12 protein-coding genes are annotated in these 20,837 nt (G+C 70.8%); 8 read left to right on the top strand and 4 right to left on the bottom strand.

The features are described from left to right. The first annotated feature begins 19 nt into the window (after nucleotides 1-19). Nucleotides 20-1,198, top strand: a complete 1,179-nt coding sequence (locus Aco03nite_RS19920) for a MarP family serine protease (protein WP_203796874.1) — start codon at nucleotides 20-22, stop codon at nucleotides 1,196-1,198. Between the two features lie 615 nt (nucleotides 1,199-1,813). Here the strand turns inward: Aco03nite_RS19920 and mycP are convergent. Both mycP and eccCa read right to left on the bottom strand, forming a co-directional pair. Continuing rightward, entirely contained in the window at nucleotides 1,814-3,052 is a 1,239-nt protein-coding gene (gene mycP / locus Aco03nite_RS19915; RefSeq protein ID WP_239145288.1) for a type VII secretion-associated serine protease mycosin, read from the bottom strand. A 469-nt stretch (nucleotides 3,053-3,521) separates the two neighbouring features. Beyond that, on the bottom strand, nucleotides 3,522-7,469 hold the full coding sequence (gene eccCa, locus Aco03nite_RS19910) for a type VII secretion protein EccCa (RefSeq protein WP_203796873.1): 3,948 nt from the start codon (nucleotides 7,467-7,469) through the stop codon (nucleotides 3,522-3,524). A 156-nt stretch (nucleotides 7,470-7,625) separates the two neighbouring features. On the opposite strand from eccCa, the gene eccD reads away from it, so the two are divergent. Beyond that, entirely contained in the window at nucleotides 7,626-9,053 is a 1,428-nt protein-coding gene (gene eccD, locus Aco03nite_RS19905) for a type VII secretion integral membrane protein EccD (RefSeq protein ID WP_203796872.1), read from the top strand. Nucleotides 9,054-9,173: 120 nt separating this feature from the next. On the opposite strand, the gene Aco03nite_RS19900 is transcribed toward eccD, so the two are convergent. Beyond that, nucleotides 9,174-9,677, bottom strand: coding sequence for an inorganic diphosphatase (locus Aco03nite_RS19900; RefSeq protein ID WP_203796871.1), 504 nt, complete (start codon nucleotides 9,675-9,677; stop codon nucleotides 9,174-9,176). Nucleotides 9,678-13,464: 3,787 nt separating this feature from the next. On the opposite strand from Aco03nite_RS19900, the gene dacB reads away from it, so the two are divergent. The 6 genes from dacB (at nucleotide 13,465) to folE (ending at nucleotide 20,560) form a co-directional block, all read left to right on the top strand. Further along, nucleotides 13,465-14,886, top strand: a complete 1,422-nt coding sequence (gene dacB / locus Aco03nite_RS19895) for a D-alanyl-D-alanine carboxypeptidase/D-alanyl-D-alanine endopeptidase (RefSeq protein WP_373872614.1) — start codon at nucleotides 13,465-13,467, stop codon at nucleotides 14,884-14,886. Nucleotides 14,887-14,946: 60 nt separating this feature from the next. Continuing rightward, on the top strand, nucleotides 14,947-15,987 hold the full coding sequence (locus tag Aco03nite_RS19890; protein WP_203796869.1) for an Rv3626c family coenzyme F420 biosynthesis-associated protein: 1,041 nt from the start codon (nucleotides 14,947-14,949) through the stop codon (nucleotides 15,985-15,987). A gap of 2 nt (nucleotides 15,988-15,989) precedes the next feature. Further along, nucleotides 15,990-16,964: a tRNA lysidine(34) synthetase TilS gene (gene tilS / locus Aco03nite_RS19885; RefSeq protein WP_203796868.1), complete on the top strand. Its 975-nt coding sequence runs from the start codon at nucleotides 15,990-15,992 to the stop codon at nucleotides 16,962-16,964. Nucleotides 16,965-17,028: 64 nt separating this feature from the next. Further along, a complete protein-coding gene (hpt, locus tag Aco03nite_RS19880; protein WP_203796867.1) occupies nucleotides 17,029-17,604 on the top strand; it encodes a hypoxanthine phosphoribosyltransferase in 576 nt (191 codons plus the stop codon). A 284-nt stretch (nucleotides 17,605-17,888) separates the two neighbouring features. Beyond that, complete coding sequence (ftsH, locus tag Aco03nite_RS19875) at nucleotides 17,889-19,916, top strand: ATP-dependent zinc metalloprotease FtsH (RefSeq protein ID WP_203796866.1); 2,028 nt, start codon at nucleotides 17,889-17,891, stop codon at nucleotides 19,914-19,916. 5 nt (nucleotides 19,917-19,921) lie between these two features. Continuing rightward, nucleotides 19,922-20,560, top strand: a complete 639-nt coding sequence (gene folE / locus Aco03nite_RS19870) for a GTP cyclohydrolase I FolE (protein WP_239145287.1) — start codon at nucleotides 19,922-19,924, stop codon at nucleotides 20,558-20,560. 16 nt (nucleotides 20,561-20,576) lie between these two features. On the opposite strand, the gene Aco03nite_RS19865 is transcribed toward folE, so the two are convergent. Further along, nucleotides 20,577-20,837 (bottom strand): hypothetical protein, encoded by a 261-nt coding sequence (locus Aco03nite_RS19865; RefSeq protein ID WP_092551607.1) that lies wholly within the window; start codon nucleotides 20,835-20,837, stop codon nucleotides 20,577-20,579.

Below are 20,837 nucleotides of genomic sequence, written 5' to 3'. Positions count from 1 at the left end.
CGACTTCTACGCTGAGTGAGTGCCCGTGGTCGATGTACTCCTGATCTTGCTCATGGTGCTGTTCGCGATCAGCGGATATCGCCAGGGTTTCGTCATCGGCGCGCTGTCGCTCGGTGGGTTCTTCAGCGGTGTGCTGATCGGCCTCCAGCTCGGCCCGCTGCTGGCCCGCCAGTTCGAGAACGGCACCGTGCGGCTGGTCGTCGCGCTCGGTGTCATCCTCGTGCTCGCGGTCCTCGGGCAGACGCTGGCCGGGTGGCTGGGCACCAATCTGCGGCAGGTGATCCAGAGCCGCCCGATGCAGTACCTGGACGACGCCGGCGGCGCACTCGTCTCGGTGGTCGCGGTGCTGTTCGCGTCGTGGCTGGTGGCGGTGCCGTTCGGCTCGACACCGTTCCCGGCGATCAACGCCGCGGTCCGGGACAGCGCCATCCTCGGCGGCGTCACCGAGCTGATCCCCGACGAGGTGCGCGCGCTCTCCTCGGGCCTGCGCGACACCATCGACACCAACGGCTTCCCGGACGTCTTCGGCGGCCTGGCCCGCACCCAGGCCCGCGAGGTCGCCGCCCCCGACCCGGCGCTGGCCGGTTCCAAGGTGGTCAAGGACTCCCGCAGCTCGGTCCTGAAGATCCTCGGCTCGGCCCCCAGCTGCTCCCGCCGCATCGAGGGCACCGGTTTTGTCTACGCCCGCGAGCGGGTGATGACGAACGCGCACGTGGTGGCCGGCACCCGCGAGGTGGTCGTGGAGAGCGGCGACCGTCAGCTGGAGGCCCGGGTCGTGGTCTACGACCCCAAGCGTGACCTGGCGGTTCTCTACGTGCCCGGTCTGCGCGCCCCGGTGATGGACTTCGTCCCGAAGCAGGCCGCGAGCGGCGCCAACGCGATCGTGCTCGGCTACCCGCAGGACGGTCCCTACGACGCGCAGTCCGCCCGCATCCGCGACGTGAGCCGCATCACCGGCCCGGACATCTACGAGTCCGGCGACGTGACCCGCGAGATCTACACGATCAAGTCCCTGGTCCGCAGCGGCAACTCGGGCGGCCCGCTGATCGACCCGTCCGGCAACGTGATCGGCGTGATCTTCGCCGCCGCCGCCGACGACAAGTACGTCGGTTTCGCCCTGACCGCCGACGAGGCCTCCTCGGTGGCCACCGCCGGCAAGGCCAACACCCGCACGGTCCGAACCGGCGAGTGCGCCTGACGTCCTTTAACGAACCTTCACACTTTCTGCGGACGTCTGCGGGGGACCGGGTCTCTTCCGGACCTCTGCGGGGCCGGGTCTTTTCCGAACCTCTGCGGGGCCGGATCTCTTCCGGACCTCTGCGGGGGACCGGGTCGGCTGGTCGGCGTCCGGTTCCTACCGAACTTCCTTTTGTTACGAGCCACGACCCGACAACCGCAGCCGACCCAACTCGTGGCAGCACGCGAGGTCCGCGGCCCCACCAGACCGAAGCGCGACCGCCGGGCGGATGCGACCGTCACGCGACCGCCGGGCGGATACGGCCCTCACGCGAACGCCGGGCGGATGTGGCCCTCACGTGACTGCCGGGCGGATGCGGCCCTCACGTGACTGCTGGGCGGATGTGGCCCTCACGCGAACGCCGGGTGGATGCGGCCCTCACGTGACTGCTGGGCGGATGTGGCCCTCACGCGAACGCCGAGCGGATGCGGCCCTCCTGCGACTGCTGGGCGGATGTGGCCCTTATGCGACCGCTGGGCGGATGTGACAGCCGCAGCGGTGCCCCGCGCCCGCGCCGAGGCGACGCCCCGGTTCGGTCCGGGCATGCGTGAGGTGTTGTGCTCGGGGCCTGGGTGATCAATCGGTGGTGGCGAACCGCCGGATGGTGAAGGCCGCGGCTATCGCGGACAGGGCCAGCAGGGCGAACGCGATCCACCGGGCCACCGGGACGCCGCTGTCGGCCGTCGGTTTCTGCTCCGGGGCCGCCCAGCCGCCCACGTTGCCGCCGGGGACCTTCTCGGCGTTGGTCAGCGGCCGGACCGACTCCTGCGGCGCCGACTGCGCTTCCCCGCCCGCGGGCGCGCTGCCGAACCGGGCCACCCCCGCCGGTGGGGTGTTGTCCAGCGGATTGGTCACGGTGTAGGGCACGTCCGCGGTCAGCGCACCGACCGGATCGATCATGCCGAAGCCGAACTCGTCGTCGCGGCCGGGCGCACCCCGGTCCTGGGCGGTGCGGATGATCCGGTTGACCACGTCACCGGCGGGCATGTCGGGCCAGCGGGACCGGATCAGGGCCGCGGTCGCCGACACCATGGGCGCGGCGAAGCTGGTGCCCTGGACCCGCCAGTACCCACCGGGACGAGCACCGACCAGTTCGGTCGCCGGCGCGGTCACCACCGTCTCCTTGCCGCGGATGGAACCGGTCCAGAGCGCCTGACCGTCACGCTGCATGCCGCCGACGGCGATCACCCCGGGTTCGCGTGCCGGGTACCACACGCCGACCTTCGTGGTCTGCGTGGTGGAGGTGCCGGTGGAGTTCCCGGTGCAGGCGACCACGACCACGTCCCGGGCGAACGCATAGTCGATGGCGGCAGCGAGCGCGGGGCTGGAGCCGCTGCCGCCGAGCGACAGGTTCACCACCTTGGCCCCGTGGTCGACCGCCCAGCGCACACCCTTGGCGACGATCAGGGCGTCGTCGTAACGGTTCTCCTCGTCCAGGACCCGGACCGGCAGGATCTTGGCTTTCGGGGCGATGCCGACGACACCGAGCGCGTCGTCGGGCCGGCCCGCGATGATCGCCGACACGGTGGTGCCGTGCCCGACCGGATCGGTGGTGCCGTCCCGGTCGTCGTCGACCAGGTCGACGCCGGGCAGGACCTGACCCTCCAGGTCGACGTGGTGGGCGTCCACTCCGGAGTCGATGACCGCGACCGTGACCCCGGTGCCGTCCGCGTAGTTCCACGCGTCGGGCAGCTTGAGCGCCCCCAACTGCCACTGGTCGTTGCGAACCGCGTCCCCGGTGAGACTGATCGGCGCGGTCAGCGGCCGGGCCGACGCCGCTGAGGCGGGCACTCCGAACGCGACCAGGCAGGCCATGGCAGCGAACCCGACCCGCCGCCCACGCCGGGGAGGGGCCGATGGCCGGAGCCATGCGCCCGTCTCGGGGAGCCGGGACGGCTCACTGCTCGGAACTCGGCGGCTCAGCACCGGACACCACCGACGGGCTTCCCCCATCGCGGCCTGCCCGGCCTGGCCTCGCTGCTCACACTGCTCACGGGTCGGCGTCGCCATTCTGAGACGGTCGGTCGATCTGAGACGAGTCAGTCGAGTCGAGTGATCTGTTCGCGTCGGTCAGTCGAGGGTCAGTCGAATGCAGTCTGTCGAGTCGAGTGGTCGAATCGAGTCGAGTGGTCGAATCGAGCCAGGGGTCGAATCGGGTCGAGTGGTCGACTCGGGTCGAGTGGTCGAATCGGACAGCCGGGTCGGTCAGTCGATGGAGGGAGATTACTCCCCCGCACCGGCGTGTCGGTGCGATCCTCCGCGCCTAATCGCACCGGGAGTCTGTTCATTTTCCCGAATCCTGGAACGGCGGCTGGTGTGCCAACTGGATCAGTCGGGTGCCTTCACGGCGCGTGATCAGGCGGCCACGACCCGGTGGCATCGGCATCGGTTTGACGTTGCCGATGAGCGCGCCCTCCTCCGGCGAACCGGACATCACCAGGCCCGGCATCGACAGCTCGCGCAGTTTCTGGATGACCGGCTCGTAGAGCGACCGGCTCGCGCCACCGGACCGGCGGGTCAGCACCAGGTGCAACCCGATGTCCCGCGCCTGGGCCAGGTAGTTGACCAGCGGCGTGAGCGGGTTGGTCGGTCCGGAGACGACCAGGTCGTAGTCGTCGACCAGGACGAACAGCTCCGGTCCGGTCCACCAGGACCGGTCTCGCAGCTGCCGGGCGGTGACGTCGGGGCCGGGCAGGCGGCGCTCCATGTAGGCCGCCGCCGACTGGATCAGCTGGAGTGTGGGCTCGGCCTGCATGCCGTACCCGATCCGGTGTTCGGTCGGTGGAATGTCGATCAGGCTGCGCCGGTAGTCGACCAGGATGATCCGGCACTCCTCCGGCTGGAACCGGTTGGTCAGCGTGGTGACCATCGAGCGCAGGAACGACGACTTGCCGGCCTCGGCGTCACCGAACAGCAGGAAGTGCGGGTCGCCGGCGAAGTCGATCTCGACCGGCTGCAGGTTCGCCTCGGCGATACCGATCGGGATGCGCAGGCCACTGCCACGTTCCGCGTGGAGAGCGCTGTACGGCACCGACGGCGGCAGCAGGCGCACCCGCGGCGCCGGTTTGCCCTCCCACGCCGTCGCGATCGCCTTGACCAGGCCGGCGGTGTCGCCCAGCGAACCGACCTCGGGCCGGACGGTGAGCAGGTGCAGGCCCTTGGCCCGGTTGGTGGGGTGCACGATCATGCCGCGCCCCGGGGTGTCCTCGGGCACGTCCTTCGCCGCGCGGTGGTTGATCACCGAGTCGGTCGGGTCGCCCAGCCGCAGCTCCAGCCGGGAGCCGAAGAGGTCACGGACCCCGGACCGGAAGTCCATCCAGCGGGAGGACGCGGCCACCAGGTGGATGCCGTAGGACAGGCCACGGGTGGCCAGGTCGGTCAGGACCGGCTCCAGCTCGTCGAACTCCTTACGGATCGTGCTCCAGCCGTCGATCACCAGGAACACGTCACCGAACGAGTCGTTGGCCGGCCGCCGGCTCCGGTACGACGCCATCGAGTCCACCCCGAGCTCGGCGAACCGGGCCTCCCGCTCGGCCAGCAGGGTGATCATCTCGCCGGCCGTCCGCCTGATGCCCTCGGTGTCCAGCCGGGAGAACACCCCGCCCACGTGCGGCAGGTCCCGCAGCGTGCCGAGCGAGCCACCACCGAAGTCCATGCAGTAGATCTGCACCTCGGCCGGGGTGTGGGTGAGCGCCAGCCCGCAGATCAACGTGCGCAGCGCCGTCGACTTGCCGCTCAGCGTGCCACCGACCACCGCCACGTGCCCGGCCGCGCCGGCCAGCTGCAACCACATCACGTCCCGCAGCTGCTCGCGGGGCTTGTCGACGATCGCGATCGGCACCTGGAGCCGGTTGTGCACCGACGGGTTGGTGAAGGTCAGGCCCCGGCCCGGCATCACACCGACCGGGCCGAGCAGCTCGTCGAGTGTCGACGACTCCTCCAGCGGCGGCAGCCACACCTGGTGCGCCGGCGGACCCTGCCCGACGATCCGGTCCACCATCATGTCGGCCAGCTTCGGCCCGTCGTCCTGTTTCGCCGCCGGTTTCGGCTCGACCACCGCGGTCTCCAGCACCGCCACGTGCTGGGTCGACCAGGGCAGCACCCGCGGACCGTGTTGCTGCACACGCGCGCCGGACGGGCCGCGGGTGCGGACCGACCCGCTCACATAGGCCGCCTTGAACCGGACCAACGGCTCCATGCCGAACTTCAGGTAGCCGTTACCCGGGGCCTTGGGCAGCTCGTACGCATCAGGCACACCGAGCACCGCCCGTGACTCCAGAGCCGAGAACGTGCGCAGACCGATCCGGTACGACAGGTGGGTGTCCAGCCCGCGCAGCCGCCCGTCCTCCAGCCGCTGACTGGCCAGCAGCAGGTGCACACCGAGCGAACGACCGAGCCGGCCGATCTGCAGGAAGATCTCGATGAAGTCCTGCTTCTTCTGCAGCATCTCGGTGAACTCGTCACAGACGATGAACAGCGTCGGCAGCGGGGCCAGCGGGGCGCCACCGGCACGGGCCCGCTCGTAGTCGTACAGGCTGGCGTAGTTGCCCGCCTTGGAGAGCACCTCCTGGCGCCGGGCCATCTCGCCCTCGAGCGCGTCGAACATGCGGTCCACCAGCGGCAGCGCGTGTTCCAGGTTGGTGACCACGGCGGCGGTGTGCGGCAGCCGGTCCATCGCCGAGAACGCCGCGCCACCCTTGAAGTCGATCAGGATGAAGTTGAGCACCTCGGACGAGTGTGTCGCCGCGAGCGCCAGCACCAGCGTCTTGAGCAGCTCCGACTTGCCCGAACCGGTGGCGCCGATGAGCAGGCCGTGCGGGCCCATGCCGTCCTGTGCGGACTCCTTGATGTCCAGCTCGATCGGCATCCCGTCGGCGCTCACCCCGATCGGCACCCGCAGCATGTCCCGCGGCGCGCGGGCCGGCCAGCCGTTGGCGACGCTGAAACTCTCCGCGTCGGCGAGACCGATCAGCTCGGGCAGACCGGTCTCGGTCGCCGTCGACGACCCGCCCGGATCAGCCGCGACCGCCAGCCGCAACGGCGCCAGCCGCCGGGCCACCGCCTCGGCCCCGGCCACGGTCAGCCCGTCGGCCCGGCCCACCTCGCTCTCATGATCCATCGTCCAGGTGCCGAGCACCCCGTCGGTGCGCACCTCCAGCACCAGCGCCGACCGGTCCAGCAGCCGTGGGGGCGCGGTGTCCAGGTCGAGCACGGTCAGGCCGTCCAGGGCGTCGTCCAGCCGGGTGGTGGCCGGCTCCGCCCCGTCGATGACCACGAGCACGTGCGGCGTGCTGCCGGCGCTCTCCCCGGGGTGGAACCGCGGGCGGTTGCCCAGCACGTCCTCGAGCATCTCGGCCAGCTCCGGCTCGGCCCCCGCGACCAGCCGGACCGGGCCCAGAGCGTCGTTGCGCCCCGGATGCCCGGCGTGCGGCAGCCACTTGACCCACTCCCAGTGCGAACGGGCGCCCTGACCGGCGCAGACCGCGATCACCAGATCGTCCGGCGCGTGGAAGACCGCGAGCTGGGTCAGCACCGCCCGGACCAGCGCCCGCGGGCCCTCCGCGCCGGGCGCGTCACCGCGCACGTAGATCCGGGAGAAGCCGCGCAGCGACATCGCCACCGGCAGGTCCGGCACCACCGAGTAGGCGTCCAGGAACCGGCGCAGCGCACCCGCGGTCATCGGCTCCAGCTCGTCCAGCGGGCGGGTCACCGGCGGCACCAGCGGGGTGGCCAGCGTCTGCGGGCCGACACCGACCCGCACCACACCGAAGTCCGGGTCACCGGCCCGGCGCTCCCAGACCCGGTGGCTGCCGACCGTCGACCAGAGCCGCTCCGGATCGGGGTGCCGGTAGAGCAGCCCGACCCGCTGCATCCGGGCCGTCTCCCGGACCCGTTTGCGCAGCGAGGCGAGATGCCGCAGGTACTCCCGGCGGGCGGACATCATCTCCGCCTTGCGGGGTGCGCCCTGGGCACCGAACGAGGTCATCATCATGGCCAGCGAGGAGACCCCGAAGAGGCCACCGATGACGTACGAATACGCGCCGCCCCGGTTCGAGCCCATCATCATCGCCATGGCCAGCGTGCCGCCCAGCATCGGCAGCGCCATCAGCCACTGCTGCCAGCGGGCCGACACCGCCTCCGGGATCTCGGGTGGTGGCTCGACCACCAGTTGCTCGGCCGGGATCTCGGGTGCGGGCCTGCGGGCCGCCCGCTTGACCACCACGGTGCCCATTGCGCCCCCTACACTGTGCAGCTCAGCAGCCCCGAAGCTTGCGGGACGTCATGACCGGCTCATGCTAGGTAAAGTTCCGTCGATCCCGCAGCCTCGGGGGCCGGAGATGTGGATAAACCCGCTTTCCGGGCTGTGGACAACCGGAAGGATTACCTGGTGAGCGTCGGTCTGGCCCGCGTGACGATCAGCGCGCCGCAACGTCGCGTCGACGTCGCCCTCCCCGAGCAGGTCCCGCTGGCCGAGCTGCTGCCGGAGGTGCTCCGCTACGCCGGTGAGGGGCTCGCCGACGAGGGCGAACGGCACGGCGGCTGGGTGCTCCGCAAGGGCGACGGTGTGGTTCTCGCCACCGGTCAGGGCCTGCACCCCCAGGGTGTGCGCGACGGCGAGGTGCTCCATCTGGTCCCGGCCGGCGACGCCTGGCCCGAGCTGGAGTACGACGACGTGGTCGAGGCCATCGCCGAGGGCGCCCGACGCCGCGGCGGGGTCTGGACACCCGCGTCCAGCCGCACCGCCAGCCTGGCCGCCGCCGCGGTGCCACTCGCGCTCGGCCTGCCCGCCCTGCTCGCGGGCAGTGCGAAGGGCAGCTGGCCGGGGATCGCCGGGCTGGTCGTGGCGGTCCTGCTCGCCCTGGTCGGGACGGTGGCGTCCCGGGCGTTCGGGGACGGCCGCGCCGGGGTGGCCCTGGGTGGCTACGCGCTGCCGTACGCGTTCGCCGGTGGCGCGACCCTGGTCACCTCGTACGACAAGGGTGGGGTGTTGTCGCCGGTGCCCTGGCTCGGCGGCCCCGAGCTGCTGGCCGGCTCGGTCGCGATCCTGTTGATCTCCGCACTCGCCGGGGCCGGTGTGGCGGCCGGGGCCCGGTTCTTCACGGCCGGGGCGACGGTCGGCCTGCTGGGCGCGCTCACCGCCGCCACCGGGCTGTTCACCGACGCCGCCGGCGGCGCTGCCGTGCTGATCTCGGTGCTGGTCTGCGGGATCGGGGCGCTGCCGCTGCTCGCGGTCCGGTTCGGGCGTACCCCGCTGCCGCCGGTCAGCCTGCCGCCCGGCACCGACGCGCCGTCGACCGTCGAGGACCCGTTCCGGCAGGGCCTCGGCGACTCGGTGCGCCGCCTGCCGGAGCGGGCCGCGGTGTTCGCCGCCGTGACCCGGACCGACGAACTGCTGGCCGGCATGCTCCTCGGCCACTCGGTGCTCGCGGTCGGCGCCTTCGCGGTGCTCGCCACCGACGGCACCTGGGCCTCCCGGGCCCTGCTCGCGGTCGGCGCGGCCTCGCTGCTGCTGCGCTCGCGGCTCTTCGTCTCCCGGCGGCACCGGGTGCCGGTGCTCACGGCCGGCCTGGCCGGGGGTGCCGCCCTCGGCTTCGACCTGCTCACCGACGCCGGCAACGCCCTTCCGGTGGTGATCGCCGGAGCGGTCGCGGTGGCGCTGATCACGGTCGCGGCCGGAGCGCGATACGCCGAGAAGCCCCCGTCGCCCTACCTCGGCCGGGTCGCCGACATCATCGACACGCTCGTGGTCGTCTCGGTCATCCCGGTCGCGTGCGCCGTGATGGGCCTCTACACCGCCGTCTCGGGCCTCGGCTGAACTGCCCGGTTCGATCTCGCCGAGTTGTGAGATACGTCTCGTAAATGCAAAACGACCGCACCTGCGGGGCCTTGTGAGCCTCGCAGGTGCGGTCGTCAGCGGTTTTGCGGGAGCGTGTGGTCAGTGCTCTCCCTCTTCGGCCTCGGCGGCCTCGGCGCGCTTGAAGGAGGCGCGGATCTCGGCCTCCGCCTCGATCCGCCCGGTCCAGGTCGCGCCCTCGACCGACTTGCCCGGCTCCAGGTCCTTGTAGACCGTGAAGAAGTGCTGGATCTCCATCCGGTCGAACTCGCCTAGGTGGTGGATGTCGCGCAGGTGCTCCTGACGCGGGTCCTCGTAGGGAACGCAGAGGACCTTGTCGTCGCGGCCCTTCTCGTCGGTCATCCGGTACATCCCGATGGCGCGGGCCCGGACCAGGCAACCAGGGAAGGTCGGCTCCTGGATCAGGACCAGGGCGTCCAGCGGGTCGCCGTCCTGGCCCAGGGTGCCCTCGATGTAGCCGTAGTCCGCGGGATACTGTGTCGCGGTGAAGAGGGTCCGGTCCAGCCGGATACGTCCGGTCTTGTGGTCCACCTCATACTTGTTGCGCTGCCCCTTGGGGATCTCAACCAAGACGTCGAAATCCATTATTCGCTCCCCTTTTGCTTGCCCGCTTGAATAGTCCGGTCCGCCGGGCGGGAGCGGGGCATGGAAGCAGGGCCCGCAGGATCCGCGCGCAACGGTGTGCCGGATGTCGCTAGTCTCCCCTAAGTCTGACGCCACGGGCGAGGAGGGGCGTGTGACGAGGCAAGATTCACATGACGGTCCGAAAGAACACGGCGTGTCGGGTTCGCAACCCGACCCGGTAGGGGGTAGACGGGCAACCGACCCGCCATCCTCAATTCCGGCCTACCCGCATATTCCGGACAATACCCAGTCGCCATCGTCTGGTGCCGGGTCATCGGCCGGTCGTGCCACGGTTTCCCCACCAACGGGTGAGCAACGTCGCCCGTTCCCCTGGCAACACGACGACCCGCGGTCGACCACCCCTACGCCACCCGGCGGAACCTCCAACCGGCCAGGCACCTCCAACCAGGCAAGCGGACCCGGTCAGACCACCGCGCCCGGCCAGGCCGCAGCGTCGGGCCAGGCGGCCGCGGCGCGATCGTTGCTTTCCGGGTCCGGGCAACCGACCTCTCCTCAGCCCTCAGCGACATCCGCTCCGCCGGCGTCACCGACCTTTGGCCAGGCCTCCACGTCACCGGCACCGGGAGCTGTGTGGCCTGCCACACCCCAGGCGCCGGGGACCGGACAGCCTTCCGTGGCCCAGGTGTCGGGAACCGGGCAGCCTTCCGCGGCCCCGGTGCCGCAAGCTGAGCGGCCTTCCATGTCTCAGGCACCACAAGCCGGGCGGTCCTCCATGTCTCAGACGCCACCAGACGAGCGTCCCTCCACGCCTCAGACGCCGGTCGCCGGATCGTCGTCCGTGGCACCGTCCTCGCCGCCGGGCGGTGGGCAGGGGCCGGTCGTCCAGCCGACCTCCCCGGCGCAGCAGCCCGGACGAGCGGAGATTCCGTCCGCAGGCGGTCAGCCGAGTTCCGGTTTCCCGGCCGCGGGCCCCACCTTCTCCGGACCGAATCGCCCGGCCACCGTGCAGTTCTCCGCAGCCCAGCCCGACGCGACGGCAACGCCCGGTTCGGCCGCGCCAGGTTCGGCCGCGCCCCCCGGTTCGGCAGCTCAGCCCAACTCTGCGCCTCAGTCCGGCTCTGCGCCTCAGCCCGGCTCTGCGCCTCAGCCCGGCTCTGCGCCTCAGCCCGGCACTTCGGCGACTCCGGGCAGTCCGGCCACTTCCGGTGGTTCTGGCGTTCCGGTTCCCACACCCCAAAGATCAACTTCCGGCGGCGGTACGGGTATCGAGTCGCCTGAGCCCGGCCAAGCAGGCAGAGGCTCTGGAGCCAGCCCATGGTCAACCGCTCCGGGTGGATCCGGTGGGGCCACCGCCCCGGGCCCGGTCCCGCGGGCTGGTTCGGGTTCGCCGACAGCACCTACCAGCAGTTCCGGCCAGGCATCCGTGCCTCCGGCAGGCCAGGGACCGGTTCCGGCAGCAGGTCAGGGCTATGTCCCCAGCACAGGCCAGCCCGCGGCGAACCAGCCACCGGCAGGTCAGTCGCCGATGGGCCCGTCACCGGCGGGTCAGCCGACAGGAGGTCCGGCTGCTGGACGGATTCCCGGGCAGGCCGTCGGGGGGCGTAGCGCGGGAAATCAGGCTTCCGACCACGGGACGGCCTCTGCGCCCTCTGCGGCCGGGCAGTTCTCCTTTCAGCATGGATCCGGGCAGGTTTCGCCTGGTCCCGGGCAGGTCTCCTTCCAGCCGGGTTCCGGACAGGCCGAGGGACGACCGGGTTCGGGGGAGGGACTGGAAGTTCGCAAGGCAGCGATTCCGGAACAGAAAAAGCCGTCGGCATCCGAACAAGGTGAGCCGGTCGGAGCCCAGCCGTCCACAACTCCTCCGAAGACTTCTGCCGGAGCACAGAGCACCCCGTCCAGTGGCCAACAGCCCATTAGCCAACAGCCCGGATTCGGTGCGCAGAACACCCCGTCCAGTGGCCAGCGGCCCGGATCCGGTAGCCAGCAGAGCACCCCGTCCGGTGGTCAGCAGCCCGGGTCCGGTGGTCAGCAGCCCGGGCGGGCGAGCGTGCCGCAGGGTCCGACGGCACCGGGTCGGGCAACCGTCCCGCCCGCGGTGACTCCTTGGTCCAGTCCCCCTGCGGAGTCGCCACGTCCCGGTGCGGGCGGCTCTGGCACGTCATGGCCCGGATTCGGCCCTACGGGGCCAACCGCGAAAGCTCCGTCTGATCCGTCCCATTCCGAATCGGCCGGTTCGACTTACGGAGGGCCAGGTACCAGCGGCGCGAGAACAGACGGGTCCGGGACCAGCGGTTCGACCCCGGCCACGCCGAGTGCGGACGGAGCGAATCCTGGCGGTACGGGCTCTGGCCGGCCGAATTCCGACGGTCCGAGCTCGGGTGGTGCGAATTCCGGCGGCTCGGCCTCTGGCAGTACGCCGTGGGGTTCGGTCCCGGGTGGAGCTGCTGGGGGTGCGGCCGGGGCGGCGGGGCTGTTCGGTTCGGCTGGTCGTGGTGGGCAGGATGCGGGCCAGGGCGGTGGCCCGGGGCCGAACTATCCGCCGAGCGGGCCGGACCCGGTGGGGAACTGGCCGGGTACCCCGCCGGAGCAGCCCACCGTCCGGGGCGCCTGGGGGGCGGGACCGCCCGAGGTGACTGTCGCCGGTGCGGGCTTGGACCCGGGCCCGACGACTCCCTCCGGGCAGGACCGGGCGACATCGTCCGTTCAGGGACGGGCCGCGGCCTCCGGACCGGGATCCGACCAGGGGCGGGCGACTCCGTTCGGGCAAGGCAAAGGCCAGGGCCAAGGACAGGCAGCGTCGTCCGGGCCGGGGTCCGCCGATCAAGGGCGGACGTCGTCCTCCGGGCTGGGGGCTGACCAGGGGCGGACACCGTCATCCGGGACGGGAGCCGAAGAGGGGCGGACTACTCCGTTCGGGCAGGGTTCGGATCCGGGGCGGACTGCGAATCTGAACATCGATCCGGAACGTACGGCCAACATCGGCCTGCCGTCTGGTGGCACGCGGCCGGGCGGTGGTGCCGGTGGTTCGGTGCCGGCGGATTCGGGACGGGGCGGCTCGGCGGCCGGTAGCGGCGGTGGTGCGGGGGCCGGTGGCAGTGCCGGGGCCAGTGGTAGTGCCGCGGCCAGTGGTGGTGCCGGGGCCGGTGGTAGTGCCAAGGTTCCCGGAGCGTCGGGATCGGCTTGGAGCTCTGGGGCCGGTGGCTCTGCCCGGGTGCCGGGATCGTCCGGTGCCGCCCAAACGCCGGGTTCGGCTCAGACTCCTGGCTCGGCCGGGTCCGCCAAGGTCTCCGGCACGGCCATGGGTTCCAGCGGAACCTCGGCCTCCGGTGCGCCCTCGACCTTCGGGTCTGCCGGCTCGCCCTCGACCTTCGGGTCTGCCAGTTCGCCCTCGGCCTTCGGGTCCGCCGGCGCGGCCAGAGTTCCGGGGCTCGGCGGGAACGGGATCGGGAACGGAGCCGGGTCCGGAAGTGGAGCCGGGTCTGGAAGTGGGTTCGGAAGCGGAGCCGGGACCGGGAACGGAGCCGGGTCCGGAAACGGGTTCGGAAGCGGAGCTGGGACTGGAAGCGGGTTCGGGAACGGGGCCGGGTTCGGGAACGGGGCTGGGGAGCAGCGGGACGGCGGCGGTACCTATGGGCGGGCCGTCGCCTCGTCCGGGGCTGCGCGGGCGGCGGTTCCGTCGGCGTCTCCACCGCATCCGCCCGGCGGTGGCGGGTCGGTCGGGACCAGCGACGGCGAAGGGCCTTCCGAGACGGGTGCCCGGCGTAAATCCCGTACAAAATTGGTTCTGGTGGGGTTGATCGTCCTGGCCTTGGTGGTGGCCGGGGTCGTGATGCGGCCCGGACCGGTCGACGGGTGGATCACCGCGCTGACCGGGGAGACGGCCGCGACGCCCACGCCTACCGCGACCACGCCGGAACCCTCGCCGACGCCGGTTCTGGTGGCCGCGGAGTCGGACGGCGCCGCGCCCGATCCGGCAAGTGTCAAGGAGGCGCTGGATCCGCTGGTGGCCGCAGGTGCGCTCGGGTCGACCGTGCACATCCAGGTGGTCGACGTGTCCACCGACACCCTGCTCTACGCGCGGAACGCGGACAAGAAGACCACGCCGGCCTCGACCACGAAGGTGCTGACCGCGGCCACCGTGCTGGCCGCGCGGGGTGCGGCGCACCGCCTGGAGACCCGGGTGGTGGCCGGTGCCACGGCCGGTGAGGTGGTGATCATCGGCGGTGGTGACGCGACGATGGCGGTGGAGAAGGGCGACAAGGACCTCTTCCCGGGTGCGGCGCGTCTGGACGATCTGGCCGCGCAGGTGAAGAAGGCGCTCGGCACCACGAAACCGACCCGGGTGACCGTGGACACGTCGCTGTTCGAGGGGCCGGAGACGGCCACCGGCTGGGGGTCGGCGGACATCTCGCCCGGTGGGCAGGTGGCCCGGATCCAGTCGCTGATGACAAACGCGGGCCGGATCGAACCGGTGCACAACGAGTTCGGCGGGGATCCGCGGTACAACGATCCGGCCGTCTCGGTGGGCCGGCTGTTCGCCGAGATGATCGGTGCGCCGGACGCGCCGGTGAAGCGGGGTACCGCGCCCGAGGCCGCGCCGACGTCGGCGTCCGCCGGACCGGGTGCCGGGATCGCGCCCGGCGCCGAGCTGGGCAAGGTCCAGTCGCCGCCGCTGGTGCAGATCGTCGACTGGATGCTGCAGCAGAGCGACAACGTGCTGGCCGAGGTGCTCGGGCGGCAGGTGGCGCTGGCAGCCGGGGAGGAGGCCAGTTTCGAGGGCGCCGCGAAGGCGATGACCGACAAGCTGACCGAGCTGGGGCTGCCGTCCGGGCAGGCCACCCTCTACGACGCCAGTGGACTGTCCAACCGCAACGGGATCACCCCGGACCTGCTGGTCCAGACGTTGCGGCTGGCGGCCGGCGGCACCCTGCCGGAGTTGACCAACATCTTCAACGGGCTGCCGGTGGCGGGCTGGTCGGGGACGCTGGAGACCCGGTTCGCGACACCGAGCGACAACGCGACCGCGCAGGGGATCGTCCGGGCCAAGACCGGGTCGCTGAGCGGGGTGAGCACCCTGGCCGGCGTGCTGGTGACCAAGGAACGGCAGATCCTGGCGTTCGCGATCATGGCCAAGGGCGGGGCGAACGCGATCACCGCCCGGCAGGCGATCGACAAGATCGCCGCCCGGCTGGTCGACTGCGGCTGTTGACGGAGGTCTCCGGGGTTTCACCTGAGTGCGGTCTGGAACCGCGCGGGTACGGTGGGCTGCATGGCGCAGTTCGTTGACTGGGATCTGGCGGCGGCCACGGCGGGCGCGCTCGCCAAGACGGGGCCCGCGGTCTCCTACGAGGAGGCCACTCAGGTGGTGTCCGATCTGAGGGCGCTCACCGATGAGGCGGCCGGGCACGTCGCGGCTTATACGGGTCTGTCCTCGCAGGTCGAGGTGCCACCGGTCCGGGTGGTCGACCGCAAGGACTGGGCGAAGGTGAACATCGCCGGGCTCCAGCGGGTGATCGGCCCGCTGGTGGCCCGGCTGTCCGAGGGCAAGGAGCCTGGGCCGCTCGCCGACGCGATCGGTTCCCGGGTGACCGGGGTGCAGGCGGGGACGGTGCTGGCCTATCTGTCCGGCCGCGTCCTCGGGCAGTATGAGGTGTTCTCCGGCGAGCCGGGCCAGCTCCTGCTGAACGCTCCGAACATCGTCGAGGTGGAACGCAAGATCGACGCCGACCCCCGTGACTTCCGTCTCTGGGTGTGTCTGCACGAGGTCACCCACCGCACCCAGTTCACCTCGGTCCCGTGGATGCGGGGCTACTTCCTCGGCGAGGTGCAGGCGTTCGTCGACGCCTCGCAAGGCGGCGAGCACATGCTGGAGCGGATGCGCCGGGGGGTGGCGACGCTCTCCGACGCGCTGAGCAACCCGGAGAGCCGGGTGTCGATGCTCGACGTGGTGCAGACCCCGGGGCAGAAAGCCGTGCTGGACCGGCTGACCGCCCTGATGACGCTGCTGGAGGGGCACGCCGAGTTCGTGATGGACGGGGTCGGCCCCGAGGTGATCCCGTCGGTCGAGTCGATCCGGGCCAAGTTCAACCGCCGCCGGGAGAGCGGCAACCCGCTGGAGAAGGCGATGCGCCGGGTGCTCGGCATCGAGGTCAAGATGCGGCAGTACGCGGAGGGCCGCAAGTTCGTCCACGGTGTGCACGAGCGGGTCGGCATGGACGGCTTCAACAAGATCTTCGAGTCGCCGCTGACCCTGCCCCGGCTGGAGGAGCTGGGCGACCCCGACGCCTGGGTGACGCGGGTGCATCACTAACCATGGCCAGGATCCCGCCGCCGGTGGCGGCAGTGCGCATGGCGGTGCGCCGGGGTCTGGCCGATCTTCCCGAGGACGCCCTGATCCTGGTGGCGTGTTCGGGCGGAGCCGATTCTCTGGCACTCGCCTCGGCGGCCCGGTTCGCCGGCCGCCGTACCGGCCTGGTCACGGTCGACCACGGCCTGCAGGAGGGCTCCGACCGGCGGGCCCGGTCGGTGGCCGCGTGGGCACGTGACGCCGGGTTCGACCCGGTCCGGATCGAGACCGTCTCGGTCGCCGGGCTCTCCGGCGGCCCGGAGGCGGCGGCCCGCACCGCGCGCTACGACGCTCTGACCACGGCCGCCGCCGAGCTGGGCGCGGCCGCCGTGCTGCTCGGGCACACCCGCGACGACCAGGCCGAGACGGTGCTGCTGGCGCTGGCCCGCGGCGCCGGCCCGCGTGGGCTGTCCGGCATGCCGGCCCGGCGCGGTGTCCTCCGCCGGCCGCTGCTCGACGTGGCCCGGGCGGACACCCGCAAGGCCTGCGCCGCCCTGGGCCTGGCCCCCTGGGAGGACCCGCACAACACCGATCCGGCGTACGCCCGGTCCCGGGTCCGCGCCTCGGTCCTGCCGGTGCTGGTCGACGCGCTCGGTGCGGGTGTCCTGGGCAACCTGGCCCGGACGGCGGCGCTGGTGGCGGCGGACAACGCGGCCCTGGACGAACTGTCCGCGGCGGCCCTGGAGGAGGCCCGGTCCGAAGTCGGCCTCGCGGTGCCACGACTGGCCGCGATGTCGCCGGCGATCCGCGGGCGGGTGCTGCACCGGTGGGCGCGGGAGCTGGGGGCGGCCGGCGGGGCGCTGGCCTACGGGCACGTGACCGCTCTGGACGCCCTGGTGACCGATTGGCACGGTCAGGGAGCGGTGCATCTGCCCGCCGGAATCGGTGTGGAGCGCCGTTCGGATGACCTCGTTCGGGTGGTTCCGAGCCATATCAGTTGAGGGATCCGGATCGGAATCCGGCCCCGTTCGCCGAACGGTAACCTCCATGCGGCAGGCTAGGCCCATGGCTGATGGCACTTGGTATGACGCTGACATCGACCACGTGATCATCTCGGAGGAGCAGATCCGGGAAAAGATCGACGAGCTCGCTGCGAAGGTGTCCGTGGACCACGCCGATGCCGAGGACGGCATCCTGCTCGTCTGCGTGTTGAAGGGCGCGGTCATGTTCATGGCCGATTTCGCCCGCTCGCTGGCCAAGCAGGGCCCCTCGACCGAGATGGAGTTCATGGCCGTCTCGTCGTACGGGCAGGGCACCACCTCCTCGGGTGTGGTGCGCATCCTGAAGGACCTGGACCGGGACATCGCCGGCCGGCACGTGCTGGTGGTCGAGGACATCGTCGACTCGGGTCTGACCCTCTCCTGGCTGATGAAGTACCTGGAGTCGCGTCAGCCGGCGAGCGTCGAGGTGGTGGCCCTGTTCCGCAAGCCGGACGCGGTCAAGGTGCAGGTCCCGGTGAAGTACGTGGGCTTCGACATCCCGAACGAGTTCGTGGTGGGCTACGGCCTGGACTTCTCGGAGCGTTACCGGGAGCTGCCGTTCGTCGGCGTTCTCAAGCCCGAGGTGTACGCCCGCAGCTGAATCACTTTCTCAGCGGGTTCTCAGTAATGGGTCGTTATGGGCGTTTTTGCACCTAAATAACCCTGATTTTACGAGCCGTACATGTAGTCGGCCCTGCGGGCTCACGGGTTCGCAAACCGCACCTACGGTGTACCGTCGAGTGACCGATGGCGTGGTGTCATGAGCGCTGGAGGGGCTAGAGACCGGCAGCCGCCGGTCCTCGGCGGCCGCCGTTGCCGGCGGCTACGTTGAGGTGACCAGGACGCCGATCAGGAGGGTCCGGGCGCTTGGCGCCCGACAACAGTATGGAACGTACGCGTTTCTTCCGCCGCCCGGTGGTCTGGATCATTCTGGTGATCATCGGCGTTGTGGCGTTGAGCTCTTTCTTCACCAATGGTCCCAGCTACCAGAGGGTGGACACGTCCATCGCTCTCGACCGGCTGAACCAGCCGGGCATCAAGAAGGTCGTCCAGAAGGACAAGGAACAGACTCTCGAGATCGACCTCGAGAAGTCCGAGGAGTTCGCCGGCAAGCAGACCGACAAGATCGAGACGCAGTACCCGTACGAGCTGACCGATGAGGTCTGGGCTCAGGTGCTGCAGGCGAAACAGCAGAACCGGATCTCCGGCAATGTGAACGCCACGGTCTCCGGCGACAACATCCTCCTCAGCATTCTGATCAACCTGCTCCCGATCGCGATCCTCGTGGTCCTGCTGCTGCTGTTCATGTCGCAGATGCAGGGCGGCGGCTCGCGGGTGCTCAACTTCGGCAAGTCCAAGGCGAAGATGATCACCAAGGACACGCCGAAGACGACGTTCGCCGACGTGGCGGGCTCGGACGAGGCGGTCGAGGAGCTCCAGGAGATCAAGGACTTCCTGCAGAACCCGACGAAGTACCAGGCCCTCGGCGCCAAGATCCCGAAGGGTGTGCTGCTCTTCGGCTCGCCCGGTACGGGTAAGACGCTGCTGGCCCGGGCCGTCGCCGGTGAGGCCGGGGTGCCGTTCTATTCGATCTCCGGCTCGGACTTCGTCGAGATGTTCGTCGGTGTCGGCGCGAGCCGGGTCCGCGACCTCTTCGAGCAGGCCAAGTCGAACGCTCCGGCGATCGTCTTCGTCGACGAGATCGACGCCGTCGGCCGCCACCGCGGCGCCGGCATGGGCGGCGGTCACGACGAGCGCGAGCAGACGCTCAACCAGCTGCTCGTCGAGATGGACGGCTTCGACACCAAGGGTGGCGTGATCCTGATCGCGGCCACCAACCGGCCCGACATCCTCGACCCGGCGCTGCTGCGTCCCGGCCGGTTCGACAGGCAGATCCCGGTCGACAACCCGGACATGGAGGGCCGCAAGGCGATCCTGCGGGTGCACGCCAAGGGCAAGCCGTTCACGCCCGACGTCGACCTCGACTCGGTGGCCCGCCGCACTCCCGGTTTCTCCGGCGCCGACCTGGCCAACGTGATCAACGAGGCCGCGCTGCTGACCGCCCGTAACGAGAAGCGGGCGATCTCCAACGAGTTCCTCGAGGAGGCGATCGACCGGGTCATCGCCGGCCCCGAGCGCCGCACCCGGGCGATGAGCGACAAGGAAAAGAAGATCACCGCGTACCACGAGGGTGGACACGCGCTGGTCGCCTACGCTCTGCCGCACTCGGCTCCGGTGCACAAGGTGACGATCCTGCCGCGTGGCCGTTCGCTCGGTCACACGCTGGTGCTGCCGACCGAGGACAAGTACACCCAGACCCGCGCCGAGATGATCGACACCCTGGCGTACGCGCTGGGTGGCCGGGCCGCCGAGGAGCTGGTCTTCCACGAGCCCACCACCGGCGCCGGCAACGACATCGAGAAGGCCACCAACCTGGCCAAGGCGATGGTCACGCAGTACGGCATGAGCTCCAAGCTGGGCGCCGTGAAGTACGGCAGCACCGGTGACGAGCCGTTCATGGGCCGCAGCATGGGCCACGAGAAGTCGTACTCGGACGCCGTCGCCGCCGACATCGACGGTGAGGTCCGGGCCCTGATCGAGCTCGCGCACGACGAGGCCTGGGAGATCCTGGTCGAGTACCGCGACGTGCTCGACAGCATGGTCCTGGAGCTGATGGAGAAAGAGACCATCACCCAGGACGACATGAACCGGATCTGTGCCCGGGTGGCGAAGCGCCCGCCGATGTCGCCGTTCAACGGCTTCGGCAAGCGTCTCCCGTCCGAGGCCCCGCCGGTGCTCACCCCGGCCGAGCGGGACAAGCTGAAGGCTCAGGCCGAGGCGGACGGGCAGATCGCGGTCGGTAACGGCCCGACCGTGGGCAACAGCTCGAACAGCTCCGAGAGCAGCAACTGATCACCTTGCACGACGAACTGGATTACCTCGCCGCCCGTCTGGTCGACGGCAAGCTCACCGGAACCCCGGTCGAGCAGGCCGTCGACCTCGGGCGGATCGAGAAAGCGGTCCGGGAGATCCTCATCGCCGTCGGTGAGGACCCGGACCGTGACGGTCTCCAGAGCACCCCGGCCCGGGTCGCCCGCGCCTACGCGGAACTCTTCGCCGGCCTGCGAGTCGACCCGGCGACCGTCCTCACCACCACCTTCGAGGCCGACCACGAGGAACTGATCCTGGTCCGGGACATCGAACTGCACAGCATGTGCGAGCACCACCTGTTGCCGTTCAAGGGCGTGGCGCACATCGGCTACATCCCGGGCACCGACGGCCGCATCACCGGCCTGTCGAAACTCGCCCGCCTCGTCGAGGTCTACGCCCGCCGGCCCCAGGTGCAGGAGCGGCTCACCTCGCAGATAGCCGATCTGCTGATGCAACAGCTCGGGGCTCGCGGCGTCACCGTCGTCCTGGAGTGTGAGCACCTCTGCATGGAGATGCGCGGCATCCGCAAAGCCGGGGCCCGCACGGTCACCTCCGCGGTGCGCGGCGGCTTCCAGACCGACGGCAAGCTCCGCGCCGAAGTGATGGCTCTGATCAACGCGCGCTGATGTTTTCCCAAGGCCCTCAGATCATGCTGCGGAACTGGTTCGCCGAGTCCACCGCCGCGTGGGTGAGCTGAACCGCCTCGTCCAACCGGGTTCGCGCCTGCTCCAGATGCGCGATCGCGGCAGCCGCCGCCGGATGGAACGACCCCACCGCGGCCAGCCGGAGCCGGGTCAGCGCCTCGTCCAGCTGATCCGAAACGGCCTGCGCTCCGGCCACCGCCCGCTGCGCGCCGTCCACCGACGCCGCGACACTCAGCTTGACCTCTTCGACGTTCGCCAT

The organism is Actinoplanes couchii, assembly GCF_016862075.1.
Taxonomy (GTDB): Bacteria; Actinomycetota; Actinomycetes; order Mycobacteriales; family Micromonosporaceae; genus Actinoplanes; species Actinoplanes couchii.
Note: the sequence above shows the minus strand (reverse complement) of the source record. Positions and strands in the feature narration are given on the sequence as shown.

What these genes read in the sequence shown, in the direction of transcription:
- mycP (WP_239145288.1), bottom strand. Translation starts at nt 3,052, where the DNA reads ATGGCCTGCCTGGTCGCGTTCGGAGTGCCCGCCTCAGCGGCGTCGGCC.
- eccCa (WP_203796873.1), bottom strand. Translation starts at nt 7,469, where the DNA reads ATGGGCACCGTGGTGGTCAAGCGGGCGGCCCGCAGGCCCGCACCCGAG.
- Aco03nite_RS19900 (WP_203796871.1), bottom strand. Translation starts at nt 9,677, where the DNA reads ATGGATTTCGACGTCTTGGTTGAGATCCCCAAGGGGCAGCGCAACAAG.
- Aco03nite_RS19890 (WP_203796869.1), top strand. Translation starts at nt 14,947, where the DNA reads ATGGCGCAGTTCGTTGACTGGGATCTGGCGGCGGCCACGGCGGGCGCG.
- tilS (WP_203796868.1), top strand. Translation starts at nt 15,990, where the DNA reads ATGGCCAGGATCCCGCCGCCGGTGGCGGCAGTGCGCATGGCGGTGCGC.
- hpt (WP_203796867.1), top strand. Translation starts at nt 17,029, where the DNA reads ATGGCTGATGGCACTTGGTATGACGCTGACATCGACCACGTGATCATC.
- ftsH (WP_203796866.1), top strand. Translation starts at nt 17,889, where the DNA reads ATGGAACGTACGCGTTTCTTCCGCCGCCCGGTGGTCTGGATCATTCTG.
- Aco03nite_RS19865 (WP_092551607.1), bottom strand. Translation starts at nt 20,837, where the DNA reads ATGGCGAACGTCGAAGAGGTCAAGCTGAGTGTCGCGGCGTCGGTGGAC.